Below are 13,705 nucleotides of genomic sequence, written 5' to 3' on the forward strand. Positions count from 1 at the left end.
ATTGAGCGATTTTTCTATGCGTCTAAACCCCGGCCAACAACAAGCTGTCGAATTCGTTACCGGCCCCTGCCTGGTGCTGGCGGGCGCGGGTTCCGGCAAGACTCGTGTGATCACCAATAAAATCGCCCATCTGATCCGTGACTGCGGTTATCAGGCGCGACATATCGCAGCGGTGACCTTTACCAATAAAGCAGCGCGCGAGATGAAAGAGCGTGTCGGGCAGACGCTGGGGCGCAAAGAGGCTCGTGGGCTGATGATCTCCACCTTCCACACGCTGGGGCTGGATATCATCAAACGCGAGTATGCAGCGTTAGGGATGAAAGCGAACTTTTCGCTGTTTGACGATACCGATCAGCTTGCTTTGCTCAAAGAGTTGACCGAAGGACTGATTGAAGATGACAAAGTTCTCCTGCAACAGCTGATTTCAACCATCTCTAATTGGAAGAACGATCTCAAAACTCCTGCGCAGGCGGCGGCAGAGGCAAAAGGCGAGCGGGATCGCATTTTTGCCCATTGTTATGGGCTGTATGATGCGCACCTGAAAGCGTGCAATGTTCTCGACTTCGACGATCTGATTTTATTGCCGACATTGCTGCTGCAACGCAATGTGGAAGTACGCGAACGCTGGCAAAACAAGATTCGCTACCTGCTGGTGGATGAGTATCAGGATACCAACACCAGCCAGTATGAGCTGGTGAAACTGCTGGTGGGCAGCCGCGCTCGCTTTACCGTGGTGGGAGATGATGACCAGTCGATCTACTCCTGGCGCGGCGCACGTCCGCAAAACCTGGTGCTGCTGAGCCAGGATTTCCCGGCGTTGAAGGTGATTAAGCTTGAGCAGAACTACCGCTCTTCCGGACGTATTTTGAAAGCGGCGAACATCCTGATCGCCAATAACCCGCACGTCTTTGAAAAGCGTCTGTTCTCCGAACTGGGTTACGGCACAGAGCTAAAAGTTTTAAGCGCGAATAACGAGGAACATGAAGCCGAGCGCGTTACTGGCGAGCTGATCGCCCATCACTTCGTCAATAAAACGCAGTACAAAGATTACGCTATTCTTTATCGCGGTAACCATCAGTCGCGGGTGTTTGAAAAATTCCTGATGCAAAACCGCATCCCGTACAAAATATCCGGTGGTACGTCGTTTTTCTCTCGTCCTGAAATCAAGGATTTGCTGGCTTATCTGCGCGTGCTGACTAACCCGGACGATGACAGCGCATTTCTGCGTATCGTTAACACGCCGAAGCGAGAGATTGGCCCGGCGACGCTGAAAAAGCTGGGTGAGTGGGCGATGACGCGTAATAAAAGTATGTTTACCGCCAGCTTTGATATGGGGTTGAGTCAGACACTGAGTGGACGTGGTTATGAAGCGTTGACCCGATTTACTCACTGGCTGGCGGAAATCCAGCGACTGGCGGAGCGGGAGCCTATCGCCGCAGTGCGCGATCTGATCCACGGGATGGATTATGAATCCTGGTTATACGAAACGTCACCCAGCCCGAAAGCCGCCGAAATGCGCATGAAGAACGTTAACCAGTTATTTAGCTGGATGACGGAGATGCTGGAAGGTAGCGAACTGGATGAGCCGATGACGCTCACCCAGGTGGTGACGCGCTTTACTCTGCGCGACATGATGGAACGTGGCGAGAGTGACGAAGAGCTTGATCAGGTGCAACTGATGACTCTGCACGCGTCAAAAGGGCTGGAGTTTCCTTATGTCTACATGGTCGGTATGGAAGAAGGATTTTTGCCGCACCAAAGCAGCATCGACGAGGACAATATCGATGAAGAGCGGCGGCTGGCCTATGTCGGCATCACCCGCGCCCAGAAAGAGTTGACCTTTACGCTGTGTAAAGAGCGTCGTCAGTACGGTGAGCTGGTACGTCCGGAGCCGAGCCGCTTCCTGCTGGAATTACCGCAGGATGACTTGATTTGGGAACAAGAGCGCAAAGTGGTCAGCGCCGAAGAACGGATGCAGAAAGGGCAAAACCATCTGGCGAATCTGAAAGCGATGATGGCGGCAAAACGAGGGAAATAATCAAGGCCGGAAAAGATGCGTCAGCATCGCATCCGGCACTTACTCATTAATGCACTTCCAGCGGCCAGTGGACATAGCTCTGCCACTGGCTTTCCTGAGCAATAATCTCTTTACCCAGCGGATGTTGGGTTAGCCAACCTTGCGGAAGCGTCAAGGTCAACAGTTCATGGTTAGCCTTTAATGTCATCTCTGGCACTAAATCGTCACGACGACGGCTGGCAAAAATGATAGCCAGGCGGAGTAAACGGCAGAGTTGTTCTGCGACGCGCGGCGGTACGGCATTTTGCTGATGCAGCGATGAGAGATCGACCGGATTAGTCTGGTTGAGCAGTAGCGTCGCCAGCAATTTTTTCTGTGCGGGGGTAAAACCGGGAAGATCCAGATTACGTACCAGATAAGCAGCGTGTTGCGGCGCTTGTTTGAAGTCAACGCTCAGGCCGATTTCATGAAGCTGACAGGCACTGATGAGCAAATCGCGGCTTATTGCTTCAAGATGCCATTCGTTTTCCACCTGATCGAAGAAGTTAGCTGCAACTTTGGCTACGCGCTGTGCCTGATCAATATCGATCATAAAGCGGCGTTGAATATTACGCAGCGTACGGCTGCGAATATCCTGCTCGACGGTAAGATGCAACATACCGTAGACCAGACCTTCACGCAGCGCACCGCCAGACAGGGTCATACACTGAATGTTCAGTTCGGTAAAAATGGCTATCAGGATCGCCAGACCACTCGGGAACACTAACGCACGTTCCAGCGTCAGCCCGTCAATCTCCAGTTCCTCCAGCCGACCGCAATGAATGGCTCGCTGTTTCAGTTGCTGCAACTTTTCCAGGGTAATGCGTTCATCCATCCCCTGTGCCATCATGATTTCCTGTAACGCCTGCACGGTGCCGGAAGCACCAACGCACACTTTCCAGCCGTGATACCGTAATTCATCGGCAACCGGACGTAACACTTCGCGTGCCGCTTTTTCTGCAGCATCAAAATTTTCCTGCCCCAGATTACGATCGGCAAAATAGCGTTCCAGCCAGGTGACGCAGCCCATCGACAGGCTGAACAACGAGGTGGTTTGTGCACCCGTGCCGGTTACCAGTTCAGTACTGGCACCGCCTATATCCACTACCAGGCGCTGATCGGCACCACCAGTGGTGTGAGCAACGCCCTGATAAATCAGACGCGCTTCCTCTTCACCGCTGATCACCTGTACCGGACAACCGAGGATTTCCTGCGCTTTGGCAATAAAATCACCCGCATTGACGGCAAGGCGTAACGTCGCCGTAGCGACAACGCGAATTTGCGAGGGAGGGATATCTTGCAGACGTTCAGCAAACAGGCGCAGACATTGCCAGCCGCGCTCCATTGCTTCATTAGACAGGGCATTTTCGCTGTTCAGGCCAGCAGCCAGACGCACTTTGCGTTTAATTCGCGTCAGCGTCTGGATACTTCCAGCCACCTCGCGCACAACCAGCATATGAAAACTATTCGAACCGAGATCAATGGCTGCATACAGCGATGAGGTGGAACCCATACTCTTCATCCTTCAATCTGTCTCTGCGTTGGCTGCATTCTTTCACCCGAATCACTTACTACAGTAAGCGCATCGGGATTCATTCTCTTGCCATCTTGATACAGTTTGAATGATTTTGAGTATGACATTATTTATTTAACCTGAACGACGACGATTACGTGGAGCACCAGTACGACGCGGACCATTGCCTGTGCGCGGGCGCGTGAGGCGCAGCGGTTTTGGCAGATCGGTCATCAATGCGTCCGGATTGTATTTGCTTACCGGAATTGAGTGACCAATATAGGTCTCAATAGCAGGCAAATTCAATGCATACTCTTCACACGCCAGGCTGATAGAGTGACCGCTTGCGCCTGCGCGGCCAGTACGACCGATACGGTGAACGTAATCTTCACAGTCATCGGGCAAATCGTAGTTAAAGACGTGCGTCACTGCCGGAATATGCAGACCACGAGCAGCAACGTCGGTAGCAACCAGAATATCCAGATCGCCACGGGTAAATTCATCAAGAATACGCAGGCGTTTTTTCTGCGCCACATCGCCCGTCAACAGACCAACACGATGACCATCTGCCGCCAGGTGACCCCAGATATCTTCACAACGGTGTTTGGTGTTGGCGAAAATAATCGCTCTGTCTGGCCACTCTTCTTCGATCAGCGTTTGCAACAAACGCATCTTTTCTTCGTTAGAAGGGTAGAAAAGCTCTTCTTTAATACGGTGGCCCGTTTTCTGTTCCGGTTCCACTTCGATATATTCGGCGTTATTCATCTGCTCGAACGCCAGTTCACGTACCCGGTACGAAAGTGTGGCGGAGAACAGCATGTTGAGGCGCTGGTTCGCAGGCGGCATACGGCGGAACAGCCAGCGGATATCTTTAATAAAGCCCAGATCGTACATGCGATCGGCTTCGTCCAGCACCACCACCTGAATGGCACCGAGGTTAATATGGTTTTGTTTGGCGTAATCAATTAAACGACCCGTGGTGCCAATCAGAATGTCAACGCCGCTTTCCAGCACTTTCAACTGTTTGTCGTAGCCATCGCCACCGTAGGCCAGACCCAGTTTCAGGCCAGTAGCTTGTGCCAGTGGTTCCGCGTCGGCGTGGATCTGCACGGCAAGTTCACGCGTCGGTGCCATAATTAAGGCACGCGGTTGATTCACCTTGCGATCGGCAATTGCGGGATGAGAGAGAAGGTAATGAAACGAAGACGTAAGAAACGCCATCGTTTTCCCGGTACCGGTTTGCGCCTGCCCGGCTACGTCACGACCTTCCAGCGTTAGCGGAAGAGCCAGTGCCTGAATGGGCGTACAGTTATGAAACCCTTTTTTTTCAAGGGCTTCTACAACTTTCGGATGCAGGGCGAAGTCGGAAAACTTCTGTTCTGTTAAATGTGTTTTGCTCATAGTGTGATAGAATATCAGCTTACTATTGCTTTACGAAAGCGTATCCGGTGAAATAAAGTCAACCTTTAGTTGGTTAATGTTACACCAACAACGAAACCAACACGCCAGGCTTATTCCTGTGGAGTTATATATGAGCGATAAAATTATTCACCTGACTGACGACAGTTTTGACACGGATGTACTCAAAGCGGACGGGGCAATCCTCGTCGATTTCTGGGCAGAGTGGTGCGGTCCGTGCAAAATGATCGCCCCGATTCTGGATGAAATCGCTGACGAATATCAGGGCAAACTGACCGTTGCAAAACTGAACATCGATCAAAACCCTGGCACTGCGCCGAAATATGGCATCCGTGGTATCCCGACTCTGCTGCTGTTCAAGAATGGCGAAGTGGCGGCAACGAAAGTCGGCGCGCTGTCTAAAGGTCAGTTGAAAGAGTTCCTCGACGCCAATCTGGCATAAGGGAACGTCATGTTCGGGTGCCCTGTCGCTAAAAACTGGACGCCCGGCGTGAGCCATGCTAACTTAATGTTGACTTCGTATTAAACTTACCTTATTAAGTTTGAATCTTGTAATATCCAACGCTTCCCGTTTTTATCTAATGCGAAGTGAACAGATTTCTGGTTTGTCACTCAATCCGTCTTGTCGTTTCAGTTCTGCGTACTTTCCTGTGACCAGACAGCGAAAAGACATGAGTCGATGACCGTAAACAGGCATGGATGATCCTGCCATACCATTCACAACATTAAGTTCGAGATTTACCCCAAGTTTAAGAACTCACACCACTATGAATCTTACCGAATTAAAGAATACGCCGGTTTCTGAGCTGATCACTCTCGGCGAAAATATGGGGCTGGAAAATCTGGCTCGTATGCGTAAGCAGGACATTATTTTTGCCATCCTGAAGCAGCACGCAAAGAGTGGCGAAGATATCTTTGGTGATGGCGTACTGGAGATATTGCAGGATGGATTTGGTTTCCTCCGTTCCGCAGACAGCTCCTACCTCGCCGGTCCTGATGACATCTACGTTTCTCCCAGCCAAATCCGCCGTTTCAACCTCCGCACTGGTGATACCATCTCTGGTAAGATTCGCCCGCCGAAAGAAGGTGAACGCTATTTTGCGCTGCTGAAAGTTAATGAAGTTAACTTCGATAAACCTGAAAACGCCCGCAATAAAATCCTCTTTGAGAACTTAACTCCGCTGCACGCAAACTCTCGTCTGCGTATGGAACGTGGTAACGGTTCTACTGAAGATTTGACCGCTCGCGTGCTGGATCTGGCTTCGCCAATCGGTCGTGGTCAACGTGGTCTGATTGTGGCGCCGCCGAAAGCAGGTAAAACCATGCTGCTGCAGAATATCGCCCAGAGCATTGCTTACAATCACCCGGATTGTGTGCTGATGGTTCTGCTGATTGACGAACGTCCGGAAGAAGTAACCGAGATGCAGCGTCTGGTTAAAGGGGAAGTTGTCGCTTCTACCTTTGACGAACCGGCATCTCGCCACGTTCAGGTTGCGGAAATGGTGATCGAGAAGGCGAAACGTCTGGTTGAGCACAAGAAAGACGTTATTATTCTGCTCGACTCTATTACTCGACTGGCGCGTGCTTACAACACCGTCGTTCCGGCTTCCGGTAAAGTGTTGACCGGTGGTGTGGATGCTAACGCACTGCATCGTCCGAAACGCTTCTTCGGTGCGGCGCGTAACGTGGAAGAGGGCGGCAGCCTGACCATCATCGCGACGGCGCTGATCGATACGGGTTCCAAAATGGACGAAGTTATCTACGAAGAGTTTAAAGGCACCGGTAACATGGAACTGCACCTCTCTCGTAAGATCGCTGAAAAACGCGTCTTCCCGGCTATCGACTACAACCGTTCCGGTACACGTAAAGAAGAACTGCTCACTACTCAGGAAGAGCTGCAGAAAATGTGGATCTTGCGCAAAATCATTCACCCGATGGGTGAAATCGACGCAATGGAATTCCTCATTAATAAACTGGCAATGACCAAGACCAATGACGATTTCTTTGATATGATGAAACGCTCATAAATTTGTCTTATGCTAAAAACGCCACGTGTTTACGTGGCGTTTTGCTTTTATATCTGTAATCTTAGCAGCGTGCCTGTGATGGTGGGAAAATTCCTGGTTTTTGCGGGTGTTTTATACGATTTTCGTCGCGAGTGGTTGGTTTTTACACAAGTCTGATTGGTTCAGAAAGTAGTTTCCCTTCTGAATAAAGGTCTTCGTGGGTATACTTCTGCTAATAATTTTCTCTGAGAGCATGCATTGTGAATTTACTGACAGTGAGTACTGATCTCATCAGTATTTTTTTATTCACGACACTGTTTCTGTTTTTTGCCCGCAAGGTGGCAAAAAAAGTCGGTTTAGTGGATAAACCTAACTTCCGCAAACGTCACCAGGGATTGATACCGCTCGTTGGGGGTATTTCAGTTTATGCAGGGATTTGCTTTACGTTCGGAATTGTCGATTATTACATTCCGCATGCATCTCTCTACCTGGCTTGCGCTGGCGTCCTGGTGTTCATCGGCGCGCTGGATGACCGTTTTGATATCAGCGTAAAAATTCGAGCCACCATACAGGCCGCTGTTGGCATCATTATGATGGTGTTCGGCAAACTTTATCTCAGTAGCCTTGGCTATATTTTTGGCGACTGGGAGATGGTACTTGGACCGTTTGGGTATTTCCTGACGTTGTTTGCAGTCTGGGCGGCAATTAATGCTTTCAATATGGTTGATGGCATTGATGGTTTGCTGGGCGGGTTATCCTGCGTCTCATTTGCGGCAATTGGCATGATTTTGTGGTTCGACGGGCAAACCAGCCTCGCTATCTGGTGCTTTGCGATGATTGCCGCCATCCTGCCTTACATCATGCTTAACCTCGGTATTCTGGGGCGTCGCTACAAAGTCTTTATGGGCGATGCGGGCAGTACATTGATTGGTTTTACCGTAATCTGGATCCTGCTGGAAACCACCCAGGGTAAAACGCATCCGATTAGCCCGGTGACTGCATTATGGATAATCGCCATTCCGCTGATGGATATGGTGGCTATTATGTATCGTCGCCTGCGTAAAGGCATGAGTCCGTTCTCGCCTGACCGTCAGCACATTCATCATTTAATCATGCGCGCTGGCTTTACTTCTCGTCAGGCATTTGTGCTGATTACCCTTGCTGCTGCACTGCTTGCTTCCATTGGCGTGCTGGCAGAATATTCTCATTTTGTCCCTGAATGGGTCATGCTGGTGCTCTTTTTGCTAGCATTCTTCCTCTATGGCTATTGCATTAAGCGCGCCTGGAAGGTTGCTCGCTTTATTAAGCGTGTGAAACGCCGACTGCGCAGAAATCGTGGTGGCAGCCCCAACTTAACCAAATAAACGAGGATGTAATGACGCAACCAATGCCTGGGAAACCAGCCGAAGACGCTGAAAATGAACTGGATATTCGTGGGTTGTTTCGTACCTTGTGGGCTGGGAAGCTGTGGATTATTTGCATGGGGCTGGCGTTTGCGTTAATTGCGCTGGCGTATACATTTTTCGCCCGCCAGGAGTGGAGTGCGACGGCGATTACCGATCGTCCAACGGTGAATATGCTGGGGGGATACTACTCGCAGCAGCAGTTTTTGCGTAACCTGGACGTCCGTTCGAACATGGCTCCTGCCGACCAACCATCGGTCATGGACGAAGCCTATAAAGAATTTGTTATGCAGCTGGCGTCGTGGGACACCCGTCGCGATTTCTGGCTGCAGACGGATTATTACAAACAGCGGATGGTCGGTAACAGTAAAGCCGATGCGGCTCTGCTGGATGAAATGATCAACAACATCCAGTTTATTCCCGGTGATTTCACCCGTGCGACCAATGATAACGTTAAATTGATTGCCGAAACTGCCCCTGATGCCAATAATCTACTGCGTCAATATGTCGCATTCGCCAGTCAGCGCGCTGCCAGCCATCTGAATGATGAGCTGAAAGGCGCATGGGCAGCACGCACTATCCAAATGAAAGCCCAGGTGAAGCGTCAGGAAGAAGTTGCGAAAGCGATCTACGACCGCCGGGTAAACAGCATTGAGCAGGCGCTCAAAATCGCCGAGCAACATAATATTTCCCGTAGTGCGACAGATGTCCCTGCGGATGAATTGCCTGATTCAGAAATGTTTTTGCTGGGGCGCCCTATGCTGCAGGCGCGATTAGAAAATTTACAGGCCGTCGGTCCGGCCTTTGATCTTGACTATGATCAGAATCGGGCCATGTTAAACACCCTTAATGTAGGTCCAACCCTGGATCCGCGTTTTCAGACCTATCGCTATTTGCGTACGCCGGAAGAACCGGTAAAACGCGATAGCCCACGTCGTGCCTTCCTGATGATTATGTGGGGCATTGTCGGGGGGCTGATCGGGGCTGGTGTCGCATTAACCCGCCGTTGCTCGAAATAGCAACACTGCTGCGGTGAGCGCAAAGGCGCTCGCCGCTTATTCAAAGAGAATCGATGTGAAAGTACTGACTGTATTTGGTACGCGCCCGGAAGCCATCAAGATGGCACCGCTGGTGCATGCGTTGGCAAAAGATCCTTTTTTTGAGGCTAAAGTTTGCGTCACTGCGCAGCATCGGGAGATGCTCGATCAGGTGCTGAAACTCTTTTCCATTGTACCTGACTACGATCTCAACATAATGCAGCCAGGGCAGGGTCTGACAGAGATAACCTGTCGGATTCTGGAAGGGCTAAAACCTATTCTTGCCGAGTTTAAACCTGACGTCGTGCTGGTTCACGGTGATACCACTACCACACTGGCAACCAGCCTGGCAGCGTTTTATCAGCGTATTCCTGTTGGTCACGTAGAGGCTGGACTGCGTACTGGTGATCTCTATTCACCGTGGCCGGAAGAGGCTAACCGCACACTGACCGGTCATCTGGCGATGTACCATTTCTCGCCAACTGAAACTTCCCGGCAAAACCTGCTGCGTGAAAACGTTGCTGACAGCCGAATCTTTATTACCGGCAATACCGTTATCGACGCCTTGCTGTGGGTGCGCGACCAGGTGATGAGCAGCGATACGCTGCGTTCTGAACTGGCGGCAAATTACCCGTTTATCGACCCCGATAAGAAGATGATTCTGGTGACCGGTCACAGACGTGAGAGCTTCGGTCGTGGCTTTGAAGAAATTTGCCGCGCACTGGCAGAAATCGCCACCACTCATCAGGACATCCAGATTGTCTATCCGGTACATCTCAACCCGAACGTCAGAGAACCGGTAAACCGCATTTTGGGGCATGTGAAAAATGTCATTCTGATCGATCCCCAGGAATATTTACCGTTTGTCTGGCTGATGAACCACGCCTGGTTGATTTTGACTGACTCTGGCGGTATTCAGGAAGAAGCGCCTTCACTGGGTAAACCGGTGCTGGTGATGCGCGATACCACTGAACGTCCGGAAGCAGTGACGGCGGGTACGGTGCGTCTGGTAGGCACGGATAAGCAGCGAATTGTCGAGGAAGTGACGCGTCTTTTAAAAGACGAAAACGAATATCAAACTATGAGCCGCGCCCATAACCCGTATGGTGATGGTCAGGCATGCTCTCGCATTTTGGAAGCGTTAAAAAATAATCGGATATCACTATGAGTTTTGCGACCATTTCTGTCATTGGACTGGGTTACATTGGGCTGCCGACGGCGGCAGCGTTTGCCTCCCGGCAAAAACAGGTGATTGGTGTCGATATCAACCAACAAGCGGTTGATACCATCAATCGTGGCGAAATCCATATCGTCGAGCCTGATTTGGCGAGCGTGGTAAAAACTGCCGTAGAAGGTGGATTTTTACGAGCGAGCACGACGCCGGTTGAGGCGGATGCCTGGTTGATTGCTGTACCCACGCCGTTTAAAGGCGATCATGAGCCAGATATGACCTACGTTGAATCGGCTGCTCGCTCCATTGCACCAGTGCTGAAAAAAGGCGCGCTGGTGATCCTTGAGTCCACCTCGCCGGTGGGGGCAACCGAGAAGATGGCAGAATGGTTAGCAGAGATGCGTCCAGATCTGACTTTCCCGCAGCAAGTGGGCGAGCAGGCTGACGTGAATATTGCCTACTGCCCTGAACGTGTGTTGCCGGGGCAGGTGATGGTCGAGTTGATTAAAAATGACCGTGTGATTGGCGGTATGACGCCGGTTTGTTCTGCGCGCGCCAGCGAACTGTACAAAATTTTCCTCGAAGGAGAGTGTGTCGTCACTAACTCGCGGACGGCGGAAATGTGTAAGCTGACTGAAAACAGCTTCCGCGATGTGAATATTGCTTTTGCTAACGAACTGTCGCTAATTTGTGCCGATCAGGGGATTAACGTCTGGGAACTGGTTCGCCTGGCGAATCGCCATCCACGAGTCAATATTCTTCAGCCTGGGCCTGGCGTGGGCGGTCACTGTATCGCTGTTGATCCGTGGTTTATCGTGGCGCAGAACCCGCAGCAGGCGCGGCTTATCCGTACCGCACGCGAAGTGAACGACAACAAACCTTTCTGGGTTATCGATCAGGTCAAAGCGGCGGTTGCCGACTGCCTGTCCACTACGGATAAACGCGCCAGCGAGCTGAAAATTGCCTGCTTTGGTCTGGCGTTTAAACCGAATATTGATGATCTGCGCGAAAGTCCGGCAATGGAAATCGCTGAACTGATCGCGCAATGGCACAGCGGTGAAACGCAGGTTGTTGAACCGAATATTCACCAGTTGCCGAAAAAACTGATCGGACTTTGCACTCTGGCGCAGCTTGACGACGCACTGGAAACGGCAGATGTACTGGTGATGCTGGTCGATCACAGTCAGTTCAAAGCCATCAGCGGCGAACATGTTAAACAGCAGTATGTCGTAGATACCAAAGGGGTCTGGCGCTGATTACAGTGAATGACTGTTTTGAGGGAGTCACACAATGCCCATTCGCGCCAGAATTGAACCACTAACCTGGGAAAACACCTTCTTTGGTGTCAACAGCGCCATTGTGCGTATTAGTCCTGACGCGCCACTCCTGACGCCAGACGCCTTAGCGCCGTGGTCACGGGTGCAGGCCAAAATTGCCGCATCAAATACCGATGAGCTGGACGCCTTGCAACAACTGGGATTCTTACTGGTTGAGGGTGAAGTTGATTTGGTACTGCCCGTGAACAACGCAAGTGATAGCGACGCAGAAGTGGCACAAGAGACAGATATTCCAGTGCTACGCCAGTTAGCCAGTGAGGCATTTGCGCAAAGCCGTTTTCGTGCGCCGTGGTATGCGCCTGACGCCAGTGGCCGCTTTTATGCGCAGTGGATTGAAAACGCCGTACGCGGCACTTTTGATCATCAATGCCTGATTTTACGTTCGGCGTCTGGTGATATTTGTGGCTATGTTTCTCTACGAGAGTTGAATGCCACTGACGCGCGCATTGGCTTGCTGGCAGGCCGTGGCTCCGGTGCACAGCTGATGCAAGCGGCACTAAACTGGGCGTATGCTCGCGGTAAAACAACATTGCGGGTGGCGACCCAGATGGGCAACACCGCCGCGCTTAAACGATACATACAAAGTGGTGCGAATGTAGAAAGCACCGCGTACTGGTTATACAGGTGATCACATGATTCCATTTAACGCACCGCCGGTGGTAGGAACCGAACTCGACTATATGCAGTCGGCAATGGGTAGCGGCAAACTGTGCGGCGATGGCGGTTTTACCCGTCGCTGCCAGCAGTGGCTGGAGCAACGTTTTGGTAGTGCCAAAGTGCTGCTGACGCCGTCCTGCACCGCTTCGCTGGAGATGGCGGCGTTGCTGCTCGATATCCAGCCTGGCGATGAAGTGATCATGCCGAGCTACACCTTTGTCTCCACCGCCAATGCCTTTGTGCTGCGTGGCGCGAAAATCGTCTTTGTGGATATCCGCCCGGACACCATGAACATCGACGAAACGCTTATTGAATCGGCGATCACCGACAAAACGCGTGTTATCGTGCCGGTACATTACGCGGGCGTGGCCTGTGAAATGGACACCATTATGGCGCTGGCGAAAAAGCATAACCTGTTTGTGGTGGAAGATGCCGCTCAGGGCGTGATGTCCACTTACAAAGGGCGAGCGCTGGGAACCATTGGTCATATTGGCTGCTTTAGCTTCCATGAAACCAAAAACTATACGGCGGGCGGGGAAGGCGGTGCGACGCTGATTAACGATAAAGCGTTGATCGAGCGAGCTGAGATCATCCGCGAAAAAGGCACTAACCGCAGCCAGTTCTTCCGTGGTCAGGTCGATAAATATACCTGGCGTGATATTGGTTCCAGCTATCTGATGTCCGATCTGCAAGCTGCGTACCTGTGGGCGCAACTGGAAGCCGCCGAACGTATCAACCAGCAACGTCTGGCGTTGTGGCAAAACTACTACGATGCGTTAGCACCTCTGGCGAAAGCCGGGCGTATCGAACTGCCGTCGATTCCGGATGGCTGCGTGCAGAACGCGCATATGTTCTACATTAAGCTGCGGGATAATGATGACCGGAGCGCATTGATTAACTTCCTGAAAGAAGCGGAAATTATGGCGGTGTTCCATTATATTCCGCTACACGCAAGCCCTGCGGGTGAACGCTTTGGTGAGTTCCACGGCGAAGATCGCTACACCACCAAAGAGAGCGAGCGCCTGCTGCGCCTGCCGCTGTTCTACAATTTGTCGCCCGTCAATCAACGCACGGTAATTGCGACTTTGTTGAACTACTTCTCCTGA

At 51.4% G+C, this 13,705-nt stretch carries 12 protein-coding genes; 10 read left to right on the plus strand and 2 right to left on the minus strand.

What is annotated here, in order from left to right:
• Positions 1-16: 16 nt before the first annotated feature.
• The gene (rep, locus tag RGV86_RS12865; RefSeq protein ID WP_137598460.1) at positions 17-2,038 is read left to right on the plus strand and encodes a DNA helicase Rep; all 2,022 of its coding nucleotides are present in this window, start codon (positions 17-19) and stop codon (positions 2,036-2,038) included.
• Between the two features lie 46 nt (positions 2,039-2,084).
• Here rep and gppA read toward each other — a convergent pair whose 3' ends face one another.
• Together gppA and rhlB are read right to left on the minus strand one after the other, a co-directional pair.
• A complete protein-coding gene (gene gppA, locus RGV86_RS12870) occupies positions 2,085-3,569 on the minus strand; it encodes a guanosine-5'-triphosphate,3'-diphosphate diphosphatase (RefSeq protein WP_085461495.1) in 1,485 nt (494 codons plus the stop codon).
• Positions 3,570-3,704: 135 nt separating this feature from the next.
• Positions 3,705-4,970: an ATP-dependent RNA helicase RhlB gene (gene rhlB, locus RGV86_RS12875; RefSeq protein WP_000047511.1), complete on the minus strand. Its 1,266-nt coding sequence runs from the start codon at positions 4,968-4,970 to the stop codon at positions 3,705-3,707.
• A gap of 130 nt (positions 4,971-5,100) precedes the next feature.
• Between rhlB and trxA the strand changes: the two genes are divergently transcribed.
• The 9 genes from trxA to rffA all read left to right on the plus strand — a co-directional run bounded on the left by trxA (position 5,101) and on the right by rffA (position 13,705).
• Positions 5,101-5,430, plus strand: a complete 330-nt coding sequence (gene trxA / locus RGV86_RS12880) for a thioredoxin TrxA (protein WP_001280776.1) — start codon at positions 5,101-5,103, stop codon at positions 5,428-5,430.
• A 139-nt stretch (positions 5,431-5,569) separates the two neighbouring features.
• Positions 5,570-5,671, plus strand: a complete 102-nt coding sequence (gene rhoL / locus RGV86_RS12885; RefSeq protein WP_010345119.1) for a rho operon leader peptide RhoL — start codon at positions 5,570-5,572, stop codon at positions 5,669-5,671.
• A gap of 84 nt (positions 5,672-5,755) precedes the next feature.
• The gene (gene rho / locus RGV86_RS12890; protein ID WP_001517407.1) at positions 5,756-7,015 is read left to right on the plus strand and encodes a transcription termination factor Rho; all 1,260 of its coding nucleotides are present in this window, start codon (positions 5,756-5,758) and stop codon (positions 7,013-7,015) included.
• 239 nt (positions 7,016-7,254) lie between these two features.
• The gene (wecA, locus tag RGV86_RS12895; protein WP_001050953.1) at positions 7,255-8,358 is read left to right on the plus strand and encodes a UDP-N-acetylglucosamine--undecaprenyl-phosphate N-acetylglucosaminephosphotransferase; all 1,104 of its coding nucleotides are present in this window, start codon (positions 7,255-7,257) and stop codon (positions 8,356-8,358) included.
• Between the two features lie 11 nt (positions 8,359-8,369).
• Positions 8,370-9,416 carry an ECA polysaccharide chain length modulation protein gene (gene wzzE, locus RGV86_RS12900; RefSeq protein ID WP_032226904.1) on the plus strand — a complete coding sequence of 349 codons (1,047 nt, stop codon included), beginning with the start codon at positions 8,370-8,372 and terminating at the stop codon, positions 9,414-9,416.
• A 55-nt stretch (positions 9,417-9,471) separates the two neighbouring features.
• A complete protein-coding gene (gene wecB, locus RGV86_RS12905) occupies positions 9,472-10,602 on the plus strand; it encodes a non-hydrolyzing UDP-N-acetylglucosamine 2-epimerase (RefSeq protein ID WP_309508368.1) in 1,131 nt (376 codons plus the stop codon).
• Positions 10,599-11,861, plus strand: coding sequence for a UDP-N-acetyl-D-mannosamine dehydrogenase (gene wecC, locus RGV86_RS12910; RefSeq protein WP_137598459.1), 1,263 nt, complete (start codon positions 10,599-10,601; stop codon positions 11,859-11,861). The genes wecB and wecC overlap by 4 nt, the downstream gene beginning before the upstream one ends.
• Before the next feature lie 34 nt (positions 11,862-11,895).
• A complete protein-coding gene (rffC, locus tag RGV86_RS12915) occupies positions 11,896-12,570 on the plus strand; it encodes a dTDP-4-amino-4,6-dideoxy-D-galactose acyltransferase (RefSeq protein ID WP_085461498.1) in 675 nt (224 codons plus the stop codon).
• Positions 12,571-12,574: 4 nt separating this feature from the next.
• Positions 12,575-13,705, plus strand: a complete 1,131-nt coding sequence (rffA, locus tag RGV86_RS12920) for a dTDP-4-amino-4,6-dideoxygalactose transaminase (RefSeq protein ID WP_000612031.1) — start codon at positions 12,575-12,577, stop codon at positions 13,703-13,705.

Source organism: Escherichia ruysiae, assembly GCF_031323975.1.
GTDB lineage: Bacteria > Pseudomonadota > Gammaproteobacteria > Enterobacterales > Enterobacteriaceae > Escherichia > Escherichia ruysiae.